We start from the raw sequence: 26,993 nt of genomic DNA, 5'->3' as shown, positions 1-26,993 counted from the left end.
GCTCCCCCTCAGCCCTTGGCCACGGCACGCAGCCGGTCCACCACATCGGCCCGCAGTTCGGCGGGTTCCAGGACGACCACGTCCGGCCCGAACTCCACCAGCCAGGCGTCCAGCCCATGACCGTACGGAATCTCCAACTCGTCCCACCCGTCGCCCAGTTCCCGCACCGCGGTGGCCTTCGCCCGCAGCGGGTAACCGGCGCCCGCGCGCAACCGGATCAGCGCGCTGCGGTCGGCGCTCTCCCCCGCCCAGCTCGCGACGGTCTCGCGGACGGTCACCACGTCGGGCACCTCGGCGGTGAAACGGGCACCGCGCGAACGCACCTTGCCGGTGATCCGGGACAGCCTGAAGACCCGCTCGGCGCCCCGGTCGCGGTCCCAGCCCGCCAGATACCAGTGGCCGCGCCAGCACTCCAGCGCCCACGGCTCGACATGCCGGGTCTCGGGATGCGCGGCGGTGGCCTTGCGGTACTCGAAGACGACCGGACGGCGGTCGCGGCAGGCCAGCATCAGCGGCTCGAACGCGGCCTCGTGCACGGGGATCCGCGGCTCGAGGGCGCCATGCGCCTCGTACGGGTCGAAGTCCTCCGGCAGCCCGGCCGCCCGCAGCTTCTGCAGGGCGCCGCTGGCCGCGCCCGCGAGCCGTGCCTGCTGCCACACCTTGGCGGCGAGACCGAGGGCGGCGGCCTCCTCGGCGTCGAGGGTGACGGGCGGCAGCCGGTTGCTGTCGCGGCGGGCGAGGTAGCCGACGTCGCCGTCGAGGTTCTCCACGGTCTCGATGACCAGCCCGAGTTCGCGCAGATCGTCCTTGTCGCGCTCGAACATCCGGTTGAAGCTGTCGTCCGAATTCGCTTCCAGGTAGGCCTCGATGGACTGGCGCAGCTCACGCTTGCTCAGCGGCCTGCGCGTCCCCAGCAGACACAGCGCCAGGTTCATCAGCCGCTCGGCCTTGGCAATGGCCATCGACGCCCTTCGCCTCCCTATGGTGCTTACGGACGATGACCGTACCGCCCCGCGGTGGCGTGGCAAAAGCCGAGGGCCCATGCCCGGACAGGCATGGACCCCAGGTGATCGCCAGTGGTCGTACGACGATCAGACGCCGACCAGGTCGACGACGAAGATCAGCGTCTCGCCGGGCTTGATGGCCGGGGTCGGGCTCTGGTTGCCGTAGGCGAGGTGCGCGGGGATGGTCAGCTGACGGCGGCCGCCGACCTTCATGCCCTGCACGCCGAGGTCCCAGCCCTTGATGACGCGGCCGCCACCCAGCGGGAAGCGGAACGGCTGACCACGGTTCCAGCTGGCGTCGAACTCCTCGCCGGTGCTGAAGGCAACGCCCACGTAGTGGACGGTGACGGTCTGGCCCGCCTGCGCCTCGGCGCCGTCGCCCTCCCAGATGTCCTTGATCTCGAGGTCCGCCGGGGGCTCGCCACCGGGGAAGTCGATCTCGGGCTTCTCGATGCTCACGTCTCTAGCTCCTGCTTGTCTGCGGAAAGGCAACGCACACAGTCTTACACCCCGAAGGCGTCAGAGCTTCGCCAGGATGTCGACCGTGAAGACCAGCGTCGAGTCCTTCTCGATGCCGCTGCCGCTCGGCGGATTGTCGCCGTATCCCAGGGCCGGCGGGATGACGATGAGGACGCGGCTGCCGACCTTCTTGCCGGTCAGACCCTGCTTCCAGCCCTTGACGACCCCGTCGAGCGAGAACGACGTCAGGGTCTTCCTGGCATACGTCGAGTCGAACTCCTTGCCGGAGTCCCACAGCACGCCCTTGTACTGCACGAGCAGGCCGCTGTCGGCGGCGACCTTCTCGCCGTCACCCTCGATGACGTAGCTCGACGCGAGCTTGGTCGGCGCGTCCTTCTTGGGGATCTCGATGGAGGGCGCCTTGCCGTCGGTGTTCGTCCCCACCTTGGGCAGATCCGCGTCGTCCTGCGCCACGTTCGTGCCCTTGGCGGAGCTCGTGACCGGGTACACGCCCTTCATGTCCACCACGAACACCAGCGTGTCGGTGCCCTTGATGCCACCCTCCGCGTAGCCCTCCTTGCCATAGCCCCAGGTGGGCGGGACGGCGAACTCGACGCGGCTGCCGACCTTCTTGCCCGTGAGGGCGTACCGCCAGCCGTCGATGACACTGGCCTGGGCGAGCTGGATGGCGAGCGCGGAACCCCGGTCGAAGGAGTTGTCGAAGACCTTGGCCGTGTCCCAGATCTGGCCGAGGTAGTTCGCCACGAGGAAGTCGCCCTCCGCGGCCGTCCGGCCGTTGCCCGCGATGACCGTCTTCACCGCGAGCTGGCTGGACGGGTCACCGCTGCCCTTGGCGACGGTGGGCTTCTCACCGAACTTCGCACCCGCGGTGATCGCCGGCAGCGGACCGTCCACGATCTTCGGCGCCGGCGCACCGGACGTGGCCGAGGCGGAGGGCGACGCGCTGTCGCCGCTCTCCGCGGAACTCGCCCCGTCGTCGTTGCACGCGGCGAGCGTGGCCATTCCTGCGGGTACGGCAATCAGTAGTGAGCGTCGGCGCACGGTAAGAGCCTCGTAATCGGTCGATCTTGTGGATGGCGTGCGCGCAACTCTACGGCGTGAGAAGGGCGCCGTACGGATAACGTACGGCGCCCGTGTGGCGTTCCGGAAGGCGATCCGGAACGCCTTGCTCACATACCGGCGATCAGCTTCTCCACCCGGTCGTCGACGGAACGGAACGGGTCCTTGCACAACACCGTGCGCTGGGCCTGGTCGTTGAGCTTGAGATGGACCCAGTCGACGGTGAAGTCCCGGCGCTGTTCCTGAGCCCGGCGGATGAAGTCACCGCGAAGACGGGCCCGAGTGGTCTGCGGGGGCACGGACTTGCCCTCGAAGATCTTCAAGTCGTTGCAGATACGGGCCGCTTGGCCCTTCCTCTCCAGAAGGTAGTAGAGACCACGACGACGGTGAATGTCGTGATACGCGAGGTCTATCTGCGCGACCCGCGGGTGGGACATGGTCATGTTGTGCTTGGCCCGGTACCGCTCGATGAGCTTGTACTTCATGACCCAGTCGATCTCGGTGCCGATCCGGTCGAGGTCCTCGGCCTCGATCGAGTCGAGCACCCGGCCCCACAGCTCCAGGACCTGCTCGACCGTTCCGGTACGGATGCCGCGGCGCTCCACGAAGTCCACGGCCTTCTCGTAGTACTCGCGCTGCACCTCCAGCGCGGAGGCCTCCCGGCCGCTGGCCAGACGCACCTTGCGCCGACCGGTGATGTCGTGGCTGACCTCGCGGATCGCCCGGATCGGGTTCTCCAGCGTCAGGTCGCGCATCACGGTGCCCGCCTCGATCATGCGCAGCACCAGGTCGGTCGCGCCGACCTTGAGGAGCATGGTCGTCTCGGACATGTTCGAGTCGCCCACGATCACATGCAGGCGGCGGTAGCGCTCGGCGTCGGCGTGCGGTTCGTCGCGCGTGTTGATGATCGGCCGGGAACGCGTCGTCGCCGAGGAGACGCCCTCCCAGATGTGCTCGGCCCGCTGGCTGACGCAGTACACGGCGCCCCGCGGGGTCTGCAGAACCTTGCCCGCGCCACAGAGCAACTGGCGGGTGACAAGGAAGGGAATGAGGATGTCCGCGAGCCGGGAGAACTCCCCGTGGCGGGCGACGAGATAGTTCTCGTGGCACCCGTAGGAGTTGCCCGCCGAGTCGGTGTTGTTCTTGAAGAGGTAGACGTCGCCCGCGATTCCTTCCTCGTGCAGGCGTCGTTCGGCGTCCACCAGGAGTCCTTCGAGAATGCGCTCGCCTGCTTTGTCGTGCGTGACCAGTTCCGTCACGTTGTCACATTCGGGAGTCGCATATTCCGGATGTGACCCGACATCGAGATAGAGGCGGGCACCGTTTCGCAGAAAGACATTGCTGCTGCGGCCCCATGACACGACACGGCGGAAGAGGTACCGCGCCACCTCGTCGGGAGACAGACGTCGCTGTCCCCTGAACGTACACGTGACGCCGTACTCGTTCTCCAGCCCGAAAATGCGGCGGTCCATGACTGAACATTACGCCCGATCCCCTGTGCTGAAACGGGGTTCGACGGCACGGTTTGGATCATTTTCCGATGAAGCCGCAACCACCCCCCGCCCACCGGGAGCTGCGAGGACCCGCCCGGTGGCCAGCAGAACCAGCAGGGAGACACCCCCCGCCACACCCGGTACGGCGAAACCCCACACGGCCCCACCGGCCTCTACGACCGGCCCCGCGACGCCCGTTCCGACCGAGGCACCCACGGTGAACGTCGTCACAAGCCACGAGAAAGCCTCCGTGACCGTGCCCCGCGGCGCGTGATGGTCGACCAGCACGAAAGCACACGCGATGGCGGGCGCGAGGAACACCCCCGCGACCACCGTCAGCAGCACCATGGCGACCGCGCCGGGCATCAGCAGCAGCGGCAGATAACACACCGCCAGCAGAGCCACCAGCACCCGCAGTCGACGCGCCGGCTCACCGGTCCACTGCCGCGCGCCGTACACGGTGCCGCCGATGAGGGCCCCCAGACCGATCGCCGCCATCAGCCAGCCGTACACCACGTCGCCGCCGTGGTCGTCGGCGTACGGCACCGAGGCGACCGTGATGGACCCCAGCGCGATACCGACGAACAGGAACGCGCCCAGCAGCGCCAGCAGTCCGGGAGAGCGCAGCGCACCGAGCCAGTGCGCCTCACGCGGCGCCGAACGCCACCCGCGCGACGGCCGCGACACGACCACCGAGAGCGCGCCGAGCACCCCGATGACGTTCAGAACCAGCAGCGCGGCCCGGGCCGACCACAGCGACGTGCACACCGTCACCAGCAACGGCCCGAGGGTGAACATGACTTCCTGCGCCACGGCGTCCATCGCGTACGCCGTGTGCACCTGGCCCTCCTTGCGCAGAACACTCGGCCACAGCGCCCGCAGTCCGCCCTCCAGCGGCGGCGTGAAGAGCCCGGCGAGGGCCACGGCGGCACAGGCGGCCGCGAGCGTGTCAGGGCCGGTGAACGCGAAGGCCACCATCGCCAGGGCGGAGGCGACCGCCGCGGGCAGCTGGACGCGCGGCTGGCCGTACAGGTCCACCAGCCGGCCCAGCACCGGCTGACCGACGGCGTTGGCGACACCGTAGACCGCCGCGAGCGCTCCGGCGAGGCTGTACGAGCCGCCCTCCGCACGCACGAACAGCACGATCGCGATGGCCGCGGTGGCGTTCGGCAGCCGGCCCACCAGGGTGCCGACCAGCAACCGTGTGGCGTGCCTCGCCCTGAGGATCTCCAGGTATCCCGCGGCCATGTCCCGCCCTTCCCGTGCCGTGACGTGCGCCGGTGACGCATGAGGTTTTACGTATAACGTCCTCCGTCATACGTACCATGTGCGCTGTTGACGAGTCCAGACAAAGGAGCAGGCAGCCGGTGGCACGAGGCAGCGCACGCCCCACCAGCCGCGACGTCGCCCAAGCCGCCGACGTCTCCCAGGCCACCGTCTCCCTGGTACTCGGCGACAAATGGCGAGGCCGCGTCTCCGAAACCACCGCCGACCGGGTACGCCGAGCCGCCCACGAACTCGGCTACCGCCCCAACCTCGCCGCCCGCAACCTCCGCCTCGGCCGCACCCGCACCGTCCTGCTCGTCGTACCCGCCCTGACCACGGAATTCTTCGCCGGCGTCTACACCGGCGCCGCACGCATCGCCGCCGCACACGGCTTCGGCGTCCTCCTGTACCCCTCCCCCGAAGGCGTCGGCCCCGCCAGAAACCCCTTCGCCTCCGCCCAGGCCGCCCTGGACGGCGTCCTCGCCTCCTCCATGGCCGCAGACGCCCTCACCGCCATCCGCGGCGACCAGCTCCCCCTCGTCATGCTCGACAGCGACCCCCACGGCAGCCTGGGCGCCGCGACCGTGAACCTGGACATCGCCGACGGCACCCGCCAGGTCGCCGACCACCTGCTGAACCAGGGACACCGACGCTTCCTGCACCTGGCCGCCGACATCCCCTCCTGGACCTTCGAGGTACGCGCACGCGAACTCGCCGCACGCCTCGCGACAGTGCCGGGCACCTCACTCCACACAGCACACACACCCATCTCCATCGAAGGCGCCCTCACCGCCACCGAGACGGCACTCCGCACCCCCGGCCCCCACCCCACCGCCGTGGTCTGTGACGACGACAAACTGGCGGCCGGCGCCTACAAAGCCCTGCGCCGACGAGGCCTGCGCATCCCCGACGACGTCTCCGTCACCGGCGTCGACGACATCGCCCTCGCCGCCGCCCTCGACCCGGAACTGACCACCGTACGACTCGACGCCGAACTCTTCGGCGAGCACGGTATGCGCGCCCTCCTGGCAGTCCTGGAAGGCCGTACACCCGACGCAGGGGACATCCCCGTCGAACTCGTCGTACGAGGCTCCACAGCACCCCCCACCGGCCCCTGAACGCCCTGTGCCCCGGCCGAGTCATCGGCCGGGGCACACAAAGGGACGGGACGAGACGCGGGACTACTCCTCCTCGGAGCTCTCCGCCTCCGTGGCCGCGCCACCCGCCTCGAGAAGCCGGTCGAGCTGACGGCCCACGATGCGCTTGAACTTACGCTGCTGCGGACGCGTACGGTCCAGCACCGCCACCTCCAGACGCTCGGCGGGGATCTCCCGCTCCGTGCCGTTGGTGTCCCGGGACAAGGCCTGCACGGCCAGCTTCAGGGCCTCGGCGAGGCTCATGCCGTCCTGATGACGCTGATCGAGGTAACCACTGATCTGCTCGGCATTGCCACCCACCGCGACCGAGCCGTGCTCGTCCACGATCGAACCGTCATGCGGCAGCCGATAGATCTGATCACCCTCCGGCGTCTCCCCCACCTCGGCCACGACCAGCTCCACCTCGTACGGCTTCTCGGCCGCACTGGAGAAGATCGTGCCCAACGTCTGGGCGTAGACATTCGCGAGACCACGAGCGGTCACGTCATCACGGTCATAGGTGTAGCCCCGCAGATCCGCGTAGCGCACACCACCGATCCGCAGATTCTCGTACTCGTTGTACTTACCGGCGGCCGCGAAACCGATCCGGTCATAGATCTCGCTGAACTTGTGCAGCGCACGGGACGGGTTCTCACCGACGAAGACAATGCCGTCGGCATACTGCAGCACGACCAGGCTGCGACCGCGGGCGATGCCCTTGCGGGCGTACTCCGCCCGGTCGGCCATCGCCTGCTGGGGGGAGACATAGAACGGCGTCGACACCGGTTATCCGTCCCTTTCTGTCGAAGTCACTGCGATCACCTTGCAAGCACCGGATCCGCCGCTACAGCAGCGCGGCCCGCGGACCGTCAGGCTGCTCCAGACGCCGCTCCAGGATCGAACGGGCGATCTCGGAGGACTCCTCGTCCGTCAGCCGGCGGAAGCCATCCTCGGTGATCACGGTGACGATCGGATAGATCCGGCGCGCGACATCGGGACCACCGGTCGCCGAATCGTCGTCAGCCGCGTCATACAAGGCCTGCACCACCAGCATCGTGGCCTCGGCCTCGGACAGACCGTCATGGAAGAACTTCTTCATCGCACCCCGGGCAAAGACCGAGCCCGAACCGGTGGCAGCGAAGTTGTGCTCCTCGGAGCGACCACCGGTGACGTCGTAGGAGAAAATACGCCCCCGGCCACGGTCCACGTCATACCCCGCGAACAGCGGCACCACGGCCAGACCCTGCATCGCCATACCGAGGTTGGAACGGATCATGGTCGACAGCCGGTTCGCCTTGCCCTCCAGCGAGAGCTGCGCCCCCTCGACCTTCTCGAAGTGCTCCAACTCCAGCTGGAACAGCTTCACCATCTCCACGGCCAGACCAGCGGTGCCGGCGATACCGACGGCCGAGTACTCGTCCGCCGGGAACACCTTCTCGATGTCCCGCTGCGCGATGACATTGCCCATCGTCGCCCGCCGGTCACCGGCCAGCACGACCCCGCCAGGGAAGGTCACGCCGACGATCGTGGTGCCGTGCGGCGCCTCGATCACGCCCTGCGTCGGCGGCAGTTGGCGGTTGCCCGGCAGCATCTCCGGCTGATGCGCGGACAGGAAGTCCATGAAGGAGGCGGACCCAGGCGTCAGGAAGGCAGCTGGTAGACGCCCGGTGCTACGAGTGTTGGCTTCCACGCGATTCCTTCCACATACGTTGCAGCCCGCCTTATGACGTCGGGCCGATCCTTGAACTGCCCCAGCGCCGCGTTGCAGCTGAAGCACAGTACGCCTCGGACCCTACCCGTCTCGTGACAGTGATCAACATGCTCGGGCAACGCCGCCAAACATATGCAGCAGACGCCCCCTTGAGAGGCGATCAACTCGTCACGCTCGGCTTCCGTCATGCCGTACTTACGTTTTAGGTGATCCTCCCGCCCGCGCTCGGCCCGGCAAGCTTTGCAGCGCGTTACCAGACCGTCCGAGGCAGTCGCGTTGCGATGCCATTCACTGTGCGGCTTGACCTCGCCACAGGTGCGGCAGAGCTTGTGCCCGGCAGGGACATCCACCCTCAGCCGAACGTTGCGCCCCTTCGCCACCTGCCGCTGCTGGTGGTAGACAGCCGCGCACTCGCGGCAATAGGCCTGCAACCCATCACGCATCGCCTTGTTTCGCGCGAACGCTGCTCGCGGCTTGCACTCCTTACACCGCGAGCAGCGCCTCACACCTTCTTCGCTTTCCACTCTCGACTCCCCCGTCACCTTCGATTCGAAGGGAAAAACTACTCTCCACCCTTCTGAACGAAGGACCGCACGAAGTCCTCGGCGTTCTCCTCTAGGACGTCGTCGATCTCATCCAGGACGGAGTCCACGTCGTCGCTCAGCTTTTCCTGGCGCTCCTTGAGGTCCTCGGTGGCTGCCGCCTCCGGCGCCGCCTCCTCGACTTCCTCGGTGGAGCGTGTGGCCTTCTGCTGGCCGCCGCCGGTGTCCTTGGTTGACATAACCCTCACCCCGCTCGTTTCGCCCGACATGGTCGCCAGGTCGGCTATCCGCCGATCGGTGATGATCAGACCCTACAAGCCCGGTCTGACATCGGCCCCGCAGTTTCCTCAACGTACGGGGGCCATCTCGATGATTCCCGGACGTCGGGGTTTCCACCCTGTCCGGAGGTCTTGTTCCGGGTACCCGCTCAGTTGCCGGAGAGGACCCTGACCAGGTCTTCCGCGGTGCGACAGCGGTCCAGGAGCTCCTTGACGTGATTACGCGTTCCGCGAAGCGGTTCCAGGGTTGGAACGCGCTGCAGAGAGTCCCGCCCCGGCAGGTCGAAGATCACCGAGTCCCAGGAGGCCGCGGCGACGTCGTCGGCGTACTGCTCGAGGCAGCGGCCCCGGAAGTACGCGCGTGTGTCCTCCGGCGGCTTCGTACGGGCCCGCTCGACGTCGGACTCGTCCAGGAGGCGCTTGATCCTGCCGCGGGCGGCGAGACGGTTGTAGAGGCCCTTCTCGGCCCGTACGTCGGCGTACTGGAGGTCGAGGAGGTGGAGCTTCGCGGCGTCCCAGTCGAGGTCGTCGCGGCGCCGGTAGCTCTCCATGAGTTCGCGCTTGGCGACCCAGTCCAGCTCGCCTGCGAGGCTCATGGGGTCGTTCTCGAGCCGGTTGAGAGTGTCCTCCCAGCGGGCCAGGACGTCCTTGGTCTGTTCGTCGGCGTCCGCGCCGAAGCGCTCCTCCACGTACTTGCGGGACAGCTCGAAGTACTCCATCTGCAGTTGGACCGCGGTGAGTGTGCGGCCGCTGCGGAGGGTGACCAGGCGCTGGAGTGTCGGGTCGTGGGAGACCTGGTGGAGGGTGCGTACGGGCTGGTCCACGGCCAGGTCGACGGCGATGAAGCCGTCCTCGATCATGGACAGGACCAGGGCGGTCGTGCCGAGCTTGAGGTAGGTGGAGATCTCCGAGAGGTTCGCGTCGCCGATGATGACGTGGAGGCGGCGGTACTTCTCGGCGTCCGCGTGCGGCTCGTCGCGGGTGTTGATGATGGGGCGCTTGAGGGTGGTCTCGAGGCCGACCTCGACCTCGAAGTAGTCGGCGCGCTGGCTGATCTGGAAGCCGTGTTCGTGGCCGTCCTGGCCGATGCCGACGCGGCCGGCCCCGGCGAAGACCTGGCGGGAGACGAAGAAGGGCGTGAGGTGGCGCACGATGTCCGAGAAGGGGGTTTCCCGCTTCATCAGGTAGTTCTCGTGTGTGCCGTAAGAGGCGCCCTTGTTGTCGGTGTTGTTCTTGTAGAGGTGGATCGGCTGGGCGCCGGGGAGCTGGGCCGCGCGTTCGGCGGCTTCGGCCATGATGCGCTCGCCGGCTTTGTCCCAGAGGACGGCGTCGCGTGGGTTGGTGACCTCGGGGGCGCTGTACTCGGGGTGTGCGTGGTCGACGTACAGGCGTGCGCCGTTGGTGAGGATGACGTTGGCGAGGCCGATGTCCTCGTCGGTGAGCTGGCTGGAGTCGGCGGTTTCGCGGGCGAGGTCGAAGCCCCGCGCGTCCCGCAGCGGGTTCTCCTCCTCGAAGTCCCAGCGGGCACGTCGGGCCCGGTGCATCGCCGCCGCGTAGGCGTTGACGATCTGGGACGAGGTGAGCATGGCATTGGCGTTGGGGTGGCCGGGGACGGAGATCCCGTACTCCGTCTCGATGCCCATTACTCGCCGTACAGTCATGCGGCCCTCCTTGCCCGGCGGCGCCCTCGGTCGGGGGCGGCGCTCAAGTACCGCTGGCGCTCCGGTGCGTGTGCGGTGCCCGTCCCCGCACTGCGCGACTCGGCGGTACCGAAGAGCCTAGAACGGCTTTGCGCTGGTGGGGAGATCATTTGCGTCATTGCCTTGCACGCCTCTTGTTCCGGTTAGTTGTCTGAAAAACAGTCGGCTGCGGGTACCCGGTGAGGGCACCCGCAGCCGCCCTGCCTTTACAGGTACTGACCGGTGTTGGCCACCGTGTCGATGGAGCGTCCGGTGTCGGCACCCTGCTTTCCGGTGATGAGGGTACGGATGTAGACGATCCGTTCGCCCTTCTTTCCGGAGATCCGGGCCCAGTCGTCCGGGTTGGTGGTGTTGGGCAGGTCCTCGTTCTCCTTGAACTCGTCCACGCAGGCCTGGAGGAGGTGGGAGACGCGAAGGCCCTTGGCGTTGTGGTCGAGGAAGTCCTTGATCGCCATCTTCTTGGCGCGGCCCACGATGTTCTCGATCATGGCGCCGGAGTTGAAGTCCTTGAAGTAGAGGACTTCCTTGTCGCCGTTGGCGTAGGTGACTTCCAGGAAGCGGTTTTCCTCGGATTCGGCGTACATGTGTTCCACGGCGGTCTGGATCATGCTCTGGACCGTGGTGGTCCTGTTGCCGCCGTGCTCGCCGACGTCGTCGGAGTGCAGCGGGAGGCGTTCGGTCAGGTACTTGCCGAAGATGTCCTTGGCGGCCTCGGCGTCGGGACGCTCGATCTTGATCTTCACGTCCAGGCGGCCGGGGCGCAGGATGGCGGGGTCGATCATGTCCTCGCGGTTGGAGGCGCCGATCACGACCACGTTCTGCAGGCCTTCCACGCCGTCGATCTCGGCGAGGAGCTGGGGGACGATGGTGTTCTCCACGTCCGAGCTGACACCGGAGCCGCGGGTGCGGAAGAGGGATTCCATCTCGTCGAAGAAGACGATGACGGGTGTGCCCTCGGAGGCCTTCTCACGTGCACGCTGGAAGACGAGGCGGATCTGCCGCTCGGTCTCGCCGACGTACTTGTTGAGGAGTTCGGGGCCCTTGATGTTGAGGAAGAAGCTCTTGCCGGTGGCCTGGCCGGTGACTTCGGCGACCTTCTTGGCCAGCGAGTTGGCGACGGCCTTGGCGATGAGCGTCTTGCCGCATCCGGGGGGCCCGTAGAGCAGCACGCCCTTGGGCGGCCGCAGTTCGTGCTCCTTGAACAGGTCGGGGTAGAGGTACGGGAGCTCGACCGCGTCGCGGATGGCCTCGATCTGGCCGCCGAGACCGCCGATCTGCTCGTAGCCGATGTCGGGGACCTCTTCGAGGACGAGTTCCTCGACCTCGCTCTTGGGAACGACTTCGTAGACGTATCCGGATCGGGGTTCGAGGAGCAGGGCGTCGCCGGGGCGGATGACTACGTCCAGGAGTGGCTCGGCGAGCCGCACCACCCTTTCCTCGTCGGTGTGCCCCTGCACGAGTGCGCGTTCGCCGTCCTCGAGGATTTCCTTGAGGGTGACGATGTCGCCGACGCTCTCGAACTCCATGGCCTCGACCACGTTGAGTGCTTCGTTGAGCATCAGTTCCTGGCCGCGCCGGAGTTCTTCGAGTTCGACGCTGGGGCTGACGTTCACGCGGAGTTTGCGTCCTCCGGTGAAGATGTCGGCGGTGCCGTCCTCGTTGGCCTGCAGGAAGACTCCGAAGCCGGCCGGTGGCTGTGCGAGCCGGTCGACTTCTTCCTTGAGGGCCACGATCTGGTCGCGGGCCTCGCGGAGTGTGTTGGCGAGTCGTTCGTTCTGGGCGGACACGCCGGCCAGATTGGTCTGCAGTTCGACGATCCGCTCTTCGAGAATTCTCGTGTGCCGCGGAGAGTCGGCGAGCTTGCGTCGCAGGACGGCGATCTCCTGCTCAAGGTAGGCAATCTGCCCGGCCGGGTCGTCGGACCCTCGTCCCGGGCGGATGCCGCGGTTCATGTCGTCGTCGTGGGCTGCCACGGTCCTCACCTCCTCCAAGGGGAGCTGGACGCTTCCAGACCCTACCTGGGTGGGTGTCGATTGAAACCCCTAGATCACCATGAGTGTCAAGGTGTGTCGTCGGTCACCCTGCGCCATCCCTCTACGCCGTGTGGATACCCAGTGAACGTGCTTCAGAAGCGGACTGTTCCAAGGTCGGAGTGCTCGAAATCTTCCACGGTGGGCCGGAGTTGCCCACAGCGTCGCCGGTCGGGGGCCCGTGGAACTGGGGCTGGAGTGCCCGCGGCGCGCTCCAGCGGGGCTGCGGTCCGGCTCGATCGCGTCTTGAGTTCGTTGACGGAGCGTGTACGGGCGGGCGGGACGTGTCACGGTCCGGGGCTCCTTTGGCGGGGCCGTCGGGCGCGGGTGGCCGGGGGTAGGGTCGTGGGTGTTCAGCACCCGATGGGGCAGGAGACATGAGCGTGCAGCAGGAAGCTGTGGCCGACGGTGAGGCTCTCGAGGTCTGGATCGATCAGGATCTCTGTACCGGCGACGGCATCTGTGCGCAGTACGCGCCCGAGGTGTTCGAGCTGGACATCGATGGTCTGGCCTATGTGAAGGGCACGGGCGACGAGCTGCTGCAGGCCAAGGGCGCGACGACGCCGGTGCCACTGCCGTTGCTCACGGACGTGGTGGACTCGGCCAAGGAGTGTCCCGGCGAGTGCATTCATGTGCGCCGGGTGTCGGATCGGGTCGAGGTGTACGGGCCCGAGGCGGACTGAGTCGTCGGGTGCCCTGCGTGCGTATCAGACGCTGTGGGCGCCTGCGGGTGTGGAGCGGACGAAGGTGCCGTTCTTCCACTGCCACTTGGCGCCCGTGGTGACGTCGGGGCAGCAACTGGGTACGGAGTCCGAGGAGTAGCCGACCATGTCGGCGGTGACCGTCGCGTCGGAGACCGTGAGGGTGTTGACGGTGATGCGGTCCTTGGGGTTCACGAGGGTCGCGACGACGCGGGGGGTTTTGGCGTCGGCGGCCTGGGTGAGGACGTAGACGCCGTCGGGTGGGGTGCCCATGGGGGCGTCGCAGTGGACGACCGCCACGGTTTCGGGCCTGCCGTCACCGTCGAGGTCGCCGGAGGCTTTCTTCACCACGAGTGCCTTGACCGGGCCGCATTCGATCGGGAAGTCGATGTGGGCGGGGTCGGGGGCGGTGACGGTGGTGGGGGCGCTGTGTGACTGGGGGCCGGCGGCCTGGGCGGCGGTGGCCGGATTCGGCTGGAGTACCGAGGAGAGCGCTATGACGCCGGCGACTGCTGTGGCGGTGGCGACCCAGTGGATGGGGCGGGTGTGGGTGTGAGCGAGTTCCGGGACCGCGGATTGCTGCACTGAGGGTGACTCCCGAGAGGGCTGGTGCCGGTGGGGGTGGCCAGCATGCTGCCACACGGCTCGCCGTGGCGGAACGGCGGGGTCGGTGCTTGTCGGCTCGCGGCCTTGCGTTTTCTGGTGCGGTGTCAATGAAAGAGCGCCGTGGCCGAGTTCCGGACGACTGTCGGGAACTCGGCCACGGCGCGGTTGCGTTGTATGCGGCTGGGGGCCGCCTCAGCGGCCGGAGCCTCCGTCGGCGTTCGGGCCGGTGTAGTCCTCGCCGTAGGCGCCCTTGGCGGGGCGGCGGCGGCGCATGGGCGGCTCGACGCCGTCGGCGAGGCGGCGGGCGGTGAGCAGGAAGCCGGTGTGGCCGATCATCCGGTGGTCGGGGCGGACGGCCAGGCCCTCGACGTGCCAGTTGCGGATCATCGTCTCCCAGGAGGTCGGCTCGTTGAAGCTGCCGATCTCGCGGATGGATTCGACGGTCCGGGCGAGCTGGGTGGTGGTCGCGACGTAGCAGCAGAGGATGCCGCCGGGGACCAGCGCCTTGGAGACGGCCTCCAGGCATTCCCAGGGGGCGAGCATGTCGAGGATGACGCGGTCGACGTCGGTGTCGGACAGGTTGTCCTGGAGGTCGCCGACGGTGAGCTGCCAGGCGGGGTGCGGGCCGCCGAAGTAGCGCTCGACGTTCTGTTGGGCGATCTCGGCGAAGTCCTCGCGGCGCTCGTAGCTGTGCAGCATGCCCTGGTCGCCGATGGCGCGCAGCAGGAAGCTGCTGAGCGAGCCGGAGCCGACGCCGGCTTCGACGACGCGTGCGCCGGGGAAGATGTCGGCGAAGGCGAGGATCTGCCCCGCGTCCTTCGGGTAGACGACGGCTGCCCCGCGGGGCATGGACAGGACGTAGTCGGGGAGCAGGGGGCGCAGCGCGAGGTAGGCGACGTTCCCGGTGGTGCGGACAACGCTGCCCTCGGGAGCGCCGATCAGTTCGTCGTGGGGGAAGGAACCCTTGTGGGTGTGGAAGTTCTTCCCGGCCTCGAGCGTGAACGTGTAGTGGCGGCCCTTGGGGTCGGTCAGCTGAACCTGGTCCCCGACCTTGAAGGGCCCGCGCCTGCGGGCGGCACCGGTCGGTTCGGACATGTGAACAGACTACCGGGGTTTGTGGGGGGCGCCGACCACGTGAAGTTCAGCTGGGGCGGGCCATGGCCTTGACGAAGGCGCGCTCGACGTCGGCGGCGGACAGGACGCCGTAGATCTCTCCGGTCTCCTCGACCACCAGGTATTCGGTGGCGGGGGTGGCGCGCAGGGTGTCCAGGAGGTCTTCGCCGGCGAGTTCCACGGAGACGCGCATGCCGTCGGTGAGGTCTTGGGCGAGGCCGCTGACGGCGACCCAGGGGCGGCGGTGTTCGGGGACGCCGACGATGGCGGCCTCGCGGACGAGGGAGAGGGGTTCGCCGTCGGCGTCGACGACGACCAGGGCGCGGGCGCCGGCTTCGTTGGCGCGGCGCAGGGCTTCCGACAGGGGGGTGTTCGTCTCGACGGGGACGGCGCGGCGGGTGAGGTTGCGGGCGCGCAGTTCGGGGAGGTGTTCGCGCAGGCGGGCCATGCGGAGGCTGTTGCCGGCGCCGGTCCAGATGATCGCGGCGAGGATGGCGGCGAGCAGGGCGTCCATCACGGTGTCCATGCCGACGTTGTCCTCGGCGTTGGAGCCGAGTGCCCCGGACTGGGTGAGCAGGGGGAGGCCGATGAGGACGCAGACGGCGAGGGCGCGGCCGACCCAGGCGGCGGCGATGGTGCCGCTCATGGGTTTGCCGGTGATCTTCCAGACGACCGCGCGGAGCATGCGGCCGCCGTCGAGGGGCAGGCCGGGCAGGAGGTTGAAGGCGGCCACGATGAGGTTGGAGATCATCAGGCCGGCCAGCAGGACGCCGGGGACGGTGCCGGGTTCCACGGGCTGCATGGCGAGGTAGAAGAGGCCGGCGAGGACGAGGGAGAGGAGGGGGCCGACGAAGGCCAGGACGAACTCCCGGCCCGGGGTCTCGGCTTCTTTCTCGATCTCGGAGACGCCGCCGAAGAACTGGAGCTGGATGCGGCGTACGGGCAGTTTGAAGCGGAGGGCGGCGACGGTGTGGGCGAGTTCGTGCACGAGCACGGAGGCGTAGAAGGCGACCGCGAAGAAGAGCGACACGAGGTAGCGGGCGGCTCCGAGTTCGGGCAGGACGCGGTCCAGTTGGCCGCCGAAGACCCAGGTGATGAGGGCGGCGACGAGGAACCAGCTGGGTGCGACGTACACGGGCACGCCGAAGGGGCGTCCCATGAGGAGCCCGCCGCCGGGGTCCTTCTGGCGGCGGGGCGGGCGGCTCCTGGCCGTGCCGGAGTGGGCGAGGGTGCGGTCGGGGTGGGTGTGGGGGGCGTCGGCGGGAGTGGCGGGGCGGTCCTCGGGTGCTGTTTCCGTGCCGTTTCCGTCGGCGGCGGGGTGCTCCGGGGTGTGCTGCGACGGGGTGGCGTCGGCGGCGGGCCGTTCCCCCTCGTCCGGCGTGGTGTCCTCGTGTGAGGCCGGGGTTTTTGCCGAAGGCGCCGTCGCGGCGGTCTCCGCGGTCTCGCTGTCGTGCTTCGGCGCGTCCGCGGTGTCTTCCTCGGAGCGGGCGGCGGCAGCGGCGTCGGCGCCCTGCTCGGGGGCGTCCGCGTCGGGGTGTTCGGGGTCGGCGGTCGGGGCCGCAGGGCCTGCGTGCTGGTGGGCCGGCTCGTCGTTGCCGGACCGCGGGTGCCCGCTCCCGCCGCTCTCGTCCACGGTTTCCCCTCGTTCGAAGCGTCTTCCGCGCCTGCCGGCGGAAGGGTCTCGGGTCGATGGTATGCGGCGGTCGTCACGCGTTCCGCCTCGGCACCCCCTCTGTTTTCTCTGTTGTCGCGGGGGTCTCGGCCGCGACTGGGTCACTGTCAGTGGTGGGCCGTAAGGTCTGGGGTCATGGAGACGAGCACAGAGGGCGCGGCCGAGACCCCCGGCGGCGGGATCGCGGAAGTGGATCCGCCGGTCCCGGACGAGCAGGCGACGACGCGGGAGGCGGCGGCCACGGCGGCCGTCGTCGAGGCGCGTGTCGCCATAGCGCCCGCGTCCTTGTCGCCCTCGCGTGCCAGTGACTTCATGCAGTGCCCGCTGCTGTACCGGTTCCGGGTGATCGACCGGCTGCCGGAGAAGCCGAGCGAGGCGGCGACGCGGGGCACTTTGGTGCATGCGGTCCTCGAGCGGCTCTTCGACGCCCCGGCGGCGGAGCGGACGCCGCCGCGGGCCAAGTCGCTCATCCCGGGTCAGTGGGACCGGCTGCGGGAGACCCGGCCGGAGGTCGTGGAGCTGTTCGCGGACGATCCGGAGGGTGAGCGGCTGGCGCGGTGGCTGGGTGAGGCCGAGCAGCTCGTGGAGCGGTGGTTCGGCCTGGAGGACCCGACGAGGCTGGAGCCGGCCGAGCGTGAGCTGTTCGTGGAGGCCGTGCTGGACTCGGGGCTGAAGCTGCGCGGGATCATCGACCGGGTGGATGTGGCGCCGACGGGCGATGTCCGCATCGTCGACTACAAGACCGGCAAGGCGCCCAGGCCGGAGTATGCCGAGGGTGCTCTGTTCCAGATGAAGTTCTACGCCCTGGTGGTCTGGCGGCTGAAGAACGTGATCCCGCGCCGTCTTCAGCTCGTCTACCTGGGCAGCGGTGACGTTTTGACGTACGACCCGGTCCTCGCCGACCTGGAGCGTGTCGAGCGCAAGCTGCTCGCGCTGTGGGAGGCGATCCGGGAGGCGACGGAGACGGGTGACTGGCGCCCCCGCCCGACCAAGCTGTGCGGCTGGTGCGATCACCAGGCCCACTGCCCGGAGTTCGGTGGCACCCCCCCGCCGTATCCGCTGGCGGTGAGGGCGGCCGAGTCCGGTGACGGCTCACAGGGCAGAATGGGCCCGGACTAGGCGAAGGAGACTTACGTGGCCATCCGCGTCCTACTGGTCGACGACCAGCCGCTGCTGCGCACCGGCTTCCGGATGATCCTGGAGGCCGAGCAGGACATCGCTGTGGTCGGCGAGGCCGGTGACGGGCTCCAGGCGCTCGACCAGGTGCGGGCCTTGCAGCCCGATGTGGTCCTGATGGACATCCGTATGCCGCGGATGGACGGTGTGGAGGCGACCCGGCAGATCACCGGCCCCGGGCGGGACGGCCCGGCGAAGGTGTTGGTGCTGACCACTTTCGACCTCGACGAGTACGTGGTGGAGGCGCTCAGGGCGGGGGCCAGCGGTTTCCTGCTCAAGGATGCCCCGGCCAACGAGCTGGTGCAGGCGATCCGGGTGGTCGCCGCCGGTGAGGCGATGCTCGCGCCGAGCATCACGCGCCGGCTGCTCGACAAGTACGCCACGCATCTGCCCTCGGGCGACGACCCCGTCCCGGACGCCTTGCACACGCTCACCGACCGTGAGGTCGAGGTGCTGAAGCTGGTGGCGCGTGGGCTGTCCAATGCCGAGGTCGCCGCGGACCTGTTCGTGAGCGAGACCACGGTGAAGACGCATGTGGGTCACGTCCTCACCAAGCTGGGGCTGCGCGACCGGGTGCAGGCGGCGGTGTACGCGTACGAGAGCGGTCTGGTGCGCCCCGGCGCGCAGTAGGAGCACGTCGTAGAACGGCCGAGGGCGCCTCTTCGTGAGAAGAGGCGCCCTTCGTCGTGTCCGGAGGTCCGGCGTCAGCCCTTGCTGATCTCCCAGAAGCGGAAGACCGTCGAGGCGTCGAGGCAGTACTCCAGTCCGTAGACGTCGTCGCGGACGACCGCGTACTGCTTGGCCTGCCAGAGCGGGATGACCGGGAGCTCTTCGGCGACCAGGTCCTGGAGGCGGCCGTAGTCGTTGTCGGTCGCGGCGCGGTCGCTCTGGGCGGCTGTGCGCGGGATGAGGGTGCCGGTGATCGTTTTGTTGTGGTAGTTGTTGGCCAGCACGTTGCCCTTGCCGAAGAAGGGGGCCGTGAAGTTGTCGGGGTCCGGGTAGTCGGGCACCCAGCCCTTCACGTAGACGCCGTACTTGCCGTCGGCGATGTCCTTCTCGTACTGCTCGAAGTCGACGGACTTGACGTCGGCGTCGAACAGGCCGCTCTTGTTGAGCTGTCCGGCGATCGCCTTGAGTTCCTGGTCGGTGGCCGGGCCGTAGCGGGTGGGGGTGGACCAGAGGGTCAGTTTGACCTTGCCGGTGATGCCGTCGGCGTTCAGGGCCGCGGCGGCCTTGGTCGTGGACGGGTTGGCGCCGTAGGTGTCGAAGAAGGCCGTGTTGTGGCCCGCGATACCGGCCGGGATGATCGAGTACAGCGAGGTGGCGGTGCCCTGGTAGACCTCGGTCATGAGGGCATCGCGGTCGAGCAGGTAGGCGATGGCCTTGCGTACGCCGAGCTGTCCGGCGACCGGGTCGTTCATGTTGAAGACCAGGTGCTGGACCTCGGCGCTGGTGCCGTCGACGAGTTCGACGCCGGCGTCGGTTCCGGCGGCTTCGATGTCGGCGATGTCGCTCGCGCTGAGGCCTCGGTAGGCGATGTCGATCTTGTTGTCGATCAGGGACTGCTTGAGCTCGTCCTGTTTGCCGTGGAAGAACTTCAGGGTGACGCCGGAGTTCTGTACGTCGGCGGTGCCCTTGTAGTTCTCGTTGACGGAGAAGACGGCCTCGTCGTCGCCGAAGGAGTCCAGCTTGTAGGGGCCGGAGCCGACCGCCTCGCCGTCCTTGCGCAGCCCGTCGGCGTCGTACTGCTGGTGGTCGACGATGGAGCCGGCACCGGAGGCGATCTTGCTCGGGAAGGTGGCGTCGGGCGTGTTCAGCTTGAAGACGACCGTCTTCTCGTCCGGCGTCTCGACCTTTTCGAGCATGGGGAACATGATCGCGGGACCGTCGTCGTCGTTGATCTTCAGCATGCGGTCGAAGGAGAACTTGACGTCCTCCGAGGTGAGGGAGTCACCGTTGCTGAACTGCAGGCCGTCCTTGAGCTTGCATGTGTAGACCGTGGTCCCGGTGTCGCTGAACTCGCAGCTCTCCGCGGCCTCGGGCTCGGGCTCCGTGCCGCCCTTGGGGAAGCTCAGCAGCGACTGGAAGACGTTGTTGAACAACAGCCAGGATCCGGGGTCGTAGCCGGACGCGGGGTCGGTGGCCAGGACGTCGTCCGACATCCCCATCACCACGCCGGAGCCGTCGCTCCCCGAGCCCCCGTTCTCCGTACCGCAGCCGGTCAGCAGGCCGGAGGCCAGCCCCGCCAGCATCGGCAGGACCGGCCACTGGTTACGCATGTTCACTTGCGGATGCCTTGTCGTCGGTTGGCGAATCCCGGGGCCGTCGTCCGCGGCCCGGGCAGGGATCGGATCAGCCGCTCACGCCACGGCTGAGCTCCCACAGCTGAAGGGTCGAGGAGGAGTTGAGGACATAGGCGGTGCCAGTGACGTCGTCGCGGGCGGCGACGTACTGCTTGCCCTGCCACAGCGGCAGCACGGGGACGTCGTTGGCGACGATGTCCTGGATGTTCGTCAGGCTGCTGGTGGCGGACAGCCGGTCGGCCTCGCGACGGGACTCCGGGATCAGGGTGTTGCGGATCTCGCTGTTGGCGTACGGCGAGCCGAGGAAGTTGTCCTTGTCGAGGAACGGCGCGATGTAGTTGTCGGCGTCCGGGAAGTCGGGGAACCAGCCCATGCCGTAGACGTCGTACTCGCCCTTCTGCTCGGCGGGGCGGAAGGTCGCCCAGGGCGCTCCCTTGATGCTGACGTCGAACAGGCCGCTGTCGTTGAGCTGCTTCTGCAGCTGCTCGAACTCGTTCTTGGTGGCGGCGCCGTAGTGGTCGGTCGTGTAGTGCAGGGTCAGCTTGACCGGGGTGGTGATGTTCGCCTTCGTCAGCAGCGCCTGGGCCTTGGCCTTGCTCGGGTCGCCGTACTTGTTGAAGAACGCGTTGGAGTGGCCGGTGATGCTCGCCGGGACCAGCGAGTACAGCGGTTCGGCCTCGGAGCCGTAGACCTTGGAGACGAGTTCGCTGCGGTTGACGATCTGGGCCATCGCCTGGCGCACGGCCTTGGTCTTGACGGTCGCGGCGTCGGTGTTGAAGGCCAGGTAGCGGATCTCCAGGCCGGGCATCTCGACGAGGTCGACGTCGTCGTCCGAGGAGAGGGAAAGCTTTTCGATCTGCTCCGGCGACATGGTGCGGGACATGACGTCGATGTCACCGTCGTTCAGGGCGGTGCCCATGGCGTCGGCGTCCTCGAAGGAGCGCAGCTCGACCTTGTCGTTGTTCACCTTCAGCGTCCCCGTGTAGTGGGGGTTCTTGGTGAACACGGCGTCGACGAGTTCGTCGTTCTTGACGTCGGCCGACATGGTGTACGGGCCGGAGCCGTCGACGTCGAAGCCGTCGCGCAGCTTGCCGCGCTGGTAGTCGTCGGGGTTGACGATGCCGGCGACGGGGGTCGACAGCTTGTAAGGGAACGTGGCGTCGGCCGTCTTGAGGTGGAAGATCACCTCGCGGTCGCCCTTGGTCTCCACGGTGTCGATGGTGGACAGCAGGGCGAAGACACCGCTGTCGGCCTTGAGGGAACGGGCGCGGTCGATGGAGTACTTGACGTCCTCGGCCGTGATGGCGTCGCCGTTCGCGAACTGCAGGTCCTTGCGCAGGGTGCAGGCGTAGCGCTCGTTGCCGGTGTCGGTGAAGCGGCAGCTCTCGGCGGCCTCGGGCACGGGTTCGCCCTCGCCGCGCGGCTGGATCATCAGGGTCTGCACGGTCTGGCGCAGGATGTTCCAGGTGCCGACGTCGTAGGCGTACGCCGGGTCGAGGGGCGCGGGGGCTTCCTGCGAGGCGGTGAACCGGTCCGTGGTGCCGACGACGATTCCGTCCCCGCCGCCACTGCCGCCGTCGGACCCGCCGCACGCGGCGAGTACCGGCACGAGCAGACCGATGACGGCCGGCAGCACCAAAGTCTTGCGGTTCATGCTCGAGTTTCTCCAGAGCTGTTGAGTCCGTGTACCCGGCATGCATGGGTGGTGCGGCGGATCACGGGGGTTTCGTCGATGTTCTCGCGACGAGATTAGTCCGCACCTGCACGAGGGTTGGCGGCCACCGGAGTTGAGCTGCCATCACGCAGCGAAACCGGGCGTGGACGCATTGAAAACCCGACAGGGGAAGGATTCGTGCAGGGTCCCATCAATCGGGACACAAGGGCACGCGCAAGCCGCCCGAACCGGGCGTCGATGCACACACCTCATCGAGTGTCGATCCCCCGTCGCGTGGGGAACGTCACATCATCAACGGTTTGTTCCCGTACCGGAATTCGGCCATCCATCGAGCCGCGAATTCCTTTGCGTGCGGGCCCCGGAAATGCGGCCTCTATCGGTGCCGCACGCTGGGTGAACGCTCAGCGCATTTCCGTCATCAGACCGCGCAGAAATGCCAGGTCCACCTCCTCGAGCGAGGTCACGACGGTGCGCCGGGCGGCCGGGGCGATGGGTGCGACCGAGGGCACGGCCACGACATGGCAGCCCGCGGCCTCGGCCGCCGCGATACCGGTCGCGGTGTCCTCCACGACCGCGCATCTGGCCGGATCCGCGCCGAGACCGGCGGCGGCGAAGAGGTACGGGTCGGGGTGCGGCTTGGTCCGGGCCACCTCGTCCCCCGCCACCGTGAGCGCGAAGTTCTGGGGCCCGAGCGTGGTGAGCACCCGGTCGATGATGCGCCGGTGCGAGGCGGAGACCAGGGCCGTGGGGATCTCGTACTCGGCGAGCTCGGCCAGCAGCCGGGCGGCGCCCGGCATCAGCGGCAGGTGGCGGCCGATGTGGTCCTCGAACCCCTGGTTGAGCAGCACAGACAGCTCGGCGAGGGTGATGTCGGCACCGGTGGCCTCGATCAGGAACCCCGCGCTGCGGGTCATGGGGCCGCCGACCACCACATGGCGCCACGAGTCGTCGAGGGCGTGGCCGAGGCCGGCGAAGACTTCGACCTCGACGTCCCACCAGAACCCCTCGGTGTCCACGAGGGTGCCGTCCATGTCGAGGAGCACCGCCTGCAGGGCTGAGCCTTCGGCCGTTCGGGTTACTGGCGCGGGGACCGTGCTGGTCATCCTGGCGCACCTCCTTGAGGGACGATCAGGCCGGCTCCCAGGAAGGGAGCCGGCCTGCGGTGGACCGACCAGTGTACGTCGCGGTACGACGACATGCCTTGTTTAACCGGTGTGCCCAGGGGCACACCGGAGTCACGGTCGAGGGGTGCCTCAGCGTGCGTTGAAGTACTTGGCCTCGGGGTGGTGGATCACGATCGCGTCCGTGGACTGTTCGGGGTGCAGCTGGAACTCCTCGGACAGCTGGACGCCGATGCGTTCGGGCTGGAGCAGGTCGGCGATCTTGGCGCGGTCCTCCAGGTTCGGGCAGGCGCCGTAGCCGAGGGAGAAGCGGGCGCCCCGGTACTTCAGGGCGAACATGTCCTCGATCTCGCCCGGGTCCTCACCGGCGAAGCCCAGTTCCGAACGCACGCGCGCGTGCCAGTACTCGGCGAGCGCCTCGGCCAACTGCACGGACAGGCCGTGCAGTTCGAGGTAGTCGCGATAGGCGTTGGCCTCGAACAGCTTCGCCGTCTCCTCGCCGATCCGGGAGCCGACGGTGACGACCTGGAGGCCGACGACGTCCGTCTCCCCCGACTCCTCGGGGCGGAAGTAGTCCGCCAGGCACAGCCGGCGGCCGCGGCGCTGGCGCGGGAAGGTGAAGCGGGTGCGCTCGTTGCCCTGGTCGTCGAGGATGATCAGGTCGTCGTCCTTGGACACACACGGGAAGTAGCCGTAGACGACGGCCGCTTCGAGCAGGTTCTCCGTCTGGAGTTTGTCCAGCAGTCCGCGCAGCCGGGGCCGGCCCTCGGTCTCGACGAGTTCCTCGTACGTCGGTCCGTCGCCCGCGCGGGCCTGCTTCAGCCCCCACTGCCCCTTGAACAGGGCGCCTTCGTCGAGCCAGGTGGCGTACTCCTTGAGCTGGATGCCCTTGATGACGCGGGTGTCCCAGAACGGCGGGGTGGGCACGGGGTTGTCGACGGCGACGTCGGAACGGACGTGGCCCTCCTCGGGGTGCTCCTCGACCTCGACGGCGGCGGTCGCGCGTACCCTGCGCTGCTTCAGCTCGGGAAGCTTGGCGCCGGGTACGCCCCGCTTGACGCCGATCAGGGCGTCCATGAGGCGCAGGCCCTCGAAGGCGTCGCGGGCGTAGCGGACCTCGCCCTCGTAGATCTCGTGCAGGTCCTGCTCGACATACGCACGTGTCAGGGCGGCTCCGCCGAGGATGACCGGGAAGTCGGCTGCCAGCCCGCGCTGGTTGAGCTCCTCCAGATTCTCCTTCATGATCACCGTGGACTTCACCAGCAGCCCCGACATGCCGATCACGTCGGCGCGGTGCTCCGCGGCGGCTTCCAGGATGGCGGAGACCGGCTGCTTGATGCCCAGGTTGACGACGGTGTAGCCGTTGTTGGACAGGATGATGTCGACGAGGTTCTTGCCGATGTCGTGGACATCACCGCGGACCGTGGCCAGCACGATCGTGCCCTTGCCCTCGTCGTCCGTCTTCTCCATGTGCGGTTCGAGATGGGCGACGGCGGTCTTCATCACCTCGGCGGACTGAAGGACGAACGGCAACTGCATCTGCCCCGAGCCGAACAGCTCGCCGACGACCTTCATGCCGTCCAGGAGAATCTCGTTGACGATGTCCAGGGCCGGACGGGACTCAAGGGCCTCGTCGAGGTCGGCCTCCAGGCCGTTCTTCTCACCGTCGATGATGCGGCGCTTGAGGCGCTCCTCCAGCGGCAGGGCGGCCAGTTCCTCGGCCTTGCCCGCCTTCAGCGACTTCGCAGTGGCGCCCTCGAACAGCGCCATCAGCTTCTGGAGCGGGTCGTAGCCCTCGGCGCGCCGGTCGTAGATCAGGTCGAGGGCGGTCTGCACCTCTTCCTCACTGAACCGGGCGATCGGCAGGATCTTCGAGGCGTGCACGATCGCCGAGTCCAGACCCGCCTTCGTGCATTCGTCCAGGAACACCGAGTTGAGCAGGATCCGAGCGGCCGGGTTCAGGCCGAAGGAGATGTTCGACAACCCCAGGGTGGTCTGCACATCCGGGTGACGGCGCTTGAGCTCACGGATCGCCTCGATGGTGGCGATGCCGTCCTTGCGGGACTCCTCCTGACCGGTGCAGATGGTGAAGGTCAGGGTGTCGATGAGGATGTCCGACTCGTGGATGCCCCAGTTCCCGGTCAGGTCCTCGATGAGCCGCTCGGCGATGGCGACCTTGTGCTCCGGGGTGCGGGCCTGGCCCTCCTCGTCGATGGTCAGCGCGATCAGCGCGGCACCATGCTCCTGGGCGAGCTTGGTGACCTTGGCGAACCGGGACTCGGGGCCGTCGCCGTCCTCGTAGTTGACGGAGTTGATGACCGCGCGGCCGCCGAGCTTCTCCAGCCCGGCCCGGATGACGGGGACCTCGGTGGAGTCCAGCACGATCGGCAGGGTGGAGGCGGTGGCGAAGCGGCCGGCCAGCTCCTGCATGTCGGCGGCACCGTCACGCCCGACGTAGTCCACGCACAGGTCCAGCATGTGCGCGCCCTCGCGGATCTGGTCCCGGGCCATCTCCACACAGTCGTCCCAGCGGCCCTCCAGCATCGCCTCACGGAACTTCTTCGAGCCGTTGGCGTTCGTCCGCTCACCGATCGCCATGTACGACGTGTCCTGCCGGAACGGCACCGTCTGATACAGGGAGGCGGCGCCCGGCTCGGGGCGCGGGTCGCGCTCGGTGGGTGCGAGGTCGCGTACCCGTTCGACGACCTGGCGCAGGTGCTCGGGGGTCGTGCCGCAGCAGCCGCCGATGAGGGACAGGCCGTAGTCGCGGACGAAGTTCTCCTGCGCGTCGGCCAGCTCGGGCGCGGTCAGGGGGTAGTGGGCGCCGTCCTTCGTGAGGACCGGGAGGCCGGCGTTGGGCATGCAGGACAGCTGGATGCGGGAGTGGCGGGCGAGATGGCGCAGGTGCTCGCTCATCTCGGCGGGCCCGGTCGCGCAGTTCAGGCCGATCATGTCGATGCCGAGCGGCTCCAGCGCGGTCAGCGCGGCGCCGATCTCCGAACCGAGGAGCATCGTGCCGGTCGTCTCCACCGTGACCGAGACGATCAGGGGGACGTCGTATCCGGCCGTCTCCATGGCCCGGCGGGCGGCGATGACGGAGGCCTTGGTCTGGAGGAGGTCCTGGGTGGTCTCCACCAGGAGCGCGTCGGCGCCGCCGGCGAGCAGGCCCTCGGCGTTCTGCTGGTACGCGTCACGGATGGCACCGAAGGTGATGTGGCCGAGCGTGGGCAGCTTGGTGCCGGGGCCGATCGAGCCGAGGACCCAGCGCTGGCGGCCGTCCCGGGCCGCGTACTCGTCGGCCGTCTCGCGGGCGATGCGAGCACCGGCCTCGGACAGCTCGGTGATGCGCTCGGGGATGTCGTACTCGCCGAGGGCGCTCAGGTTGGCGCCGAAGGTGTTGGTCTCGACGCAGTCGACGCCCGCGTCGAAGTACTCGGCGTGCACCGAGCGCACGATGTCGGGCCGGGTCACGTTGAGGATCTCGTTGCAGCCCTCGAGCTGCTGGAAGTCCTCCATCGTGGGGTCCTGGGCCTGGAGCATGGTGCCCATCGCCCCGTCGGCGACCACCACACGGGTGGCGAGTGCCTCGCGGAGGGCGGACGCGCGGGTCCGGCTGTCGGCGGAAGGGGTCGGTGGCAACGAGGCCATGAAAGGGCTCCCTGTGGGTGCGACGGCTGTCGGCTTTGCGTCCTGCCGTGGGGCTTCCCACAGCGGGCGCACGCCGTCAGGGTAGCCGGGACCCGGCCCGGACGGGCGGAGCGTCCACGGGACGGACGAGGATGACGGGCAGCTCATTCCCGGGATACGAGTGACGCGAGCGTGCAGCAGGAGTGACTTAAAGGTGTCGTACGACCATTGGCGGTTGGTCGGCATGGACTAGTAGTGTTCGACATTGCCGAACGGCGGCAGCGACGTCGCGGGTCGACG

General features: G+C 68.3%; 22 protein-coding genes. 4 read left to right on the top strand and 18 right to left on the bottom strand.

What is annotated here, in order from left to right; all coding sequences use genetic code 11:
• Positions 1-8: 8 nt before the first annotated feature.
• From QF037_RS37435 to QF037_RS37415, 5 genes are all read right to left on the bottom strand, one after another.
• Entirely contained in the window at positions 9-962 is a 954-nt protein-coding gene (locus QF037_RS37435; protein ID WP_307033006.1) for a helix-turn-helix transcriptional regulator, read from the bottom strand.
• 129 nt (positions 963-1,091) lie between these two features.
• Positions 1,092-1,463, bottom strand: coding sequence for an FKBP-type peptidyl-prolyl cis-trans isomerase (locus QF037_RS37430; protein WP_307033004.1), 372 nt, complete (start codon positions 1,461-1,463; stop codon positions 1,092-1,094).
• 60 nt (positions 1,464-1,523) lie between these two features.
• Positions 1,524-2,525, bottom strand: coding sequence for an FKBP-type peptidyl-prolyl cis-trans isomerase (locus QF037_RS37425; RefSeq protein ID WP_307033002.1), 1,002 nt, complete (start codon positions 2,523-2,525; stop codon positions 1,524-1,526).
• A gap of 128 nt (positions 2,526-2,653) precedes the next feature.
• Positions 2,654-4,015, bottom strand: coding sequence for a Pup--protein ligase (gene pafA, locus QF037_RS37420; protein WP_046261820.1), 1,362 nt, complete (start codon positions 4,013-4,015; stop codon positions 2,654-2,656).
• 9 nt (positions 4,016-4,024) lie between these two features.
• Entirely contained in the window at positions 4,025-5,284 is a 1,260-nt protein-coding gene (locus QF037_RS37415) for an MFS transporter (protein WP_307033000.1), read from the bottom strand.
• A 119-nt stretch (positions 5,285-5,403) separates the two neighbouring features.
• On the opposite strand from QF037_RS37415, the gene QF037_RS37410 reads away from it, so the two are divergent.
• Positions 5,404-6,420, top strand: coding sequence for a LacI family DNA-binding transcriptional regulator (locus tag QF037_RS37410; RefSeq protein WP_307032998.1), 1,017 nt, complete (start codon positions 5,404-5,406; stop codon positions 6,418-6,420).
• 63 nt (positions 6,421-6,483) lie between these two features.
• Here the strand turns inward: QF037_RS37410 and prcA are convergent, their stop codons facing one another.
• From prcA to arc, 6 genes are all read right to left on the bottom strand, one after another.
• Positions 6,484-7,221, bottom strand: coding sequence for a proteasome subunit alpha (gene prcA, locus QF037_RS37405; protein ID WP_046261817.1), 738 nt, complete (start codon positions 7,219-7,221; stop codon positions 6,484-6,486).
• A gap of 61 nt (positions 7,222-7,282) precedes the next feature.
• Positions 7,283-8,128 (bottom strand): proteasome subunit beta, encoded by an 846-nt coding sequence (gene prcB, locus QF037_RS37400; protein ID WP_307032996.1) that lies wholly within the window; start codon positions 8,126-8,128, stop codon positions 7,283-7,285.
• Positions 8,080-8,673 carry an endonuclease VII domain-containing protein gene (locus QF037_RS37395; RefSeq protein ID WP_373463862.1) on the bottom strand — a complete coding sequence of 198 codons (594 nt, stop codon included), beginning with the start codon at positions 8,671-8,673 and terminating at the stop codon, positions 8,080-8,082. Before QF037_RS37395 ends, prcB begins: the two co-directional genes overlap by 49 nt.
• Positions 8,674-8,711: 38 nt before the next feature.
• A complete protein-coding gene (locus QF037_RS37390; RefSeq protein WP_307037557.1) occupies positions 8,712-8,930 on the bottom strand; it encodes a ubiquitin-like protein Pup in 219 nt (72 codons plus the stop codon).
• A gap of 188 nt (positions 8,931-9,118) precedes the next feature.
• Complete coding sequence (gene dop, locus QF037_RS37385; protein WP_373463861.1) at positions 9,119-10,630, bottom strand: depupylase/deamidase Dop; 1,512 nt, start codon at positions 10,628-10,630, stop codon at positions 9,119-9,121.
• 245 nt (positions 10,631-10,875) lie between these two features.
• Complete coding sequence (gene arc, locus QF037_RS37380; protein ID WP_307032994.1) at positions 10,876-12,642, bottom strand: proteasome ATPase; 1,767 nt, start codon at positions 12,640-12,642, stop codon at positions 10,876-10,878.
• A gap of 434 nt (positions 12,643-13,076) precedes the next feature.
• On the opposite strand from arc, the gene QF037_RS37375 reads away from it, so the two are divergent.
• Positions 13,077-13,382, top strand: a complete 306-nt coding sequence (locus QF037_RS37375) for a ferredoxin (RefSeq protein WP_307032992.1) — start codon at positions 13,077-13,079, stop codon at positions 13,380-13,382.
• 24 nt (positions 13,383-13,406) lie between these two features.
• Here QF037_RS37375 and QF037_RS37370 read toward each other — a convergent pair whose 3' ends face one another.
• From QF037_RS37370 to QF037_RS37360, 3 genes are all read right to left on the bottom strand, one after another.
• Positions 13,407-13,985: a hypothetical protein gene (locus QF037_RS37370; RefSeq protein ID WP_307032990.1), complete on the bottom strand. Its 579-nt coding sequence runs from the start codon at positions 13,983-13,985 to the stop codon at positions 13,407-13,409.
• Positions 13,986-14,198: 213 nt separating this feature from the next.
• Positions 14,199-15,101: a tRNA (adenine-N1)-methyltransferase gene (locus tag QF037_RS37365; RefSeq protein WP_266833473.1), complete on the bottom strand. Its 903-nt coding sequence runs from the start codon at positions 15,099-15,101 to the stop codon at positions 14,199-14,201.
• Between the two features lie 46 nt (positions 15,102-15,147).
• Positions 15,148-16,752, bottom strand: coding sequence for a site-2 protease family protein (locus QF037_RS37360; RefSeq protein ID WP_307032988.1), 1,605 nt, complete (start codon positions 16,750-16,752; stop codon positions 15,148-15,150).
• Between the two features lie 174 nt (positions 16,753-16,926).
• Here QF037_RS37360 and QF037_RS37355 point away from each other — a divergent pair, with 174 nt between their 5' ends.
• Both QF037_RS37355 and QF037_RS37350 read left to right on the top strand, forming a co-directional pair.
• On the top strand, positions 16,927-17,910 hold the full coding sequence (locus QF037_RS37355; protein ID WP_307032985.1) for a RecB family exonuclease: 984 nt from the start codon (positions 16,927-16,929) through the stop codon (positions 17,908-17,910).
• A 15-nt stretch (positions 17,911-17,925) separates the two neighbouring features.
• Complete coding sequence (locus QF037_RS37350; protein ID WP_307032983.1) at positions 17,926-18,597, top strand: response regulator; 672 nt, start codon at positions 17,926-17,928, stop codon at positions 18,595-18,597.
• A 74-nt stretch (positions 18,598-18,671) separates the two neighbouring features.
• On the opposite strand, the gene QF037_RS37345 is transcribed toward QF037_RS37350, so the two are convergent.
• The 4 genes from QF037_RS37345 to metH form a co-directional block, all read right to left on the bottom strand.
• Positions 18,672-20,252, bottom strand: coding sequence for an ABC transporter substrate-binding protein (locus QF037_RS37345; protein WP_307032981.1), 1,581 nt, complete (start codon positions 20,250-20,252; stop codon positions 18,672-18,674).
• 67 nt (positions 20,253-20,319) lie between these two features.
• Positions 20,320-21,924, bottom strand: a complete 1,605-nt coding sequence (locus tag QF037_RS37340) for an ABC transporter substrate-binding protein (RefSeq protein ID WP_307032979.1) — start codon at positions 21,922-21,924, stop codon at positions 20,320-20,322.
• A gap of 422 nt (positions 21,925-22,346) precedes the next feature.
• Complete coding sequence (locus QF037_RS37335) at positions 22,347-23,048, bottom strand: HAD family hydrolase (RefSeq protein ID WP_307032977.1); 702 nt, start codon at positions 23,046-23,048, stop codon at positions 22,347-22,349.
• A gap of 150 nt (positions 23,049-23,198) precedes the next feature.
• Positions 23,199-26,714, bottom strand: a complete 3,516-nt coding sequence (metH, locus tag QF037_RS37330) for a methionine synthase (protein WP_307032975.1) — start codon at positions 26,712-26,714, stop codon at positions 23,199-23,201.
• Between the last annotated feature and the right edge of the window lie 279 nt (positions 26,715-26,993).

This window comes from Streptomyces canus (assembly GCF_030815415.1).
Classification (GTDB): Bacteria; Actinomycetota; Actinomycetes; order Streptomycetales; family Streptomycetaceae; genus Streptomyces; species Streptomyces canus_F.
The sequence above is the reverse complement of the archived record's forward strand: the minus strand, read 5'-3'. Positions and strand labels throughout refer to the sequence as shown.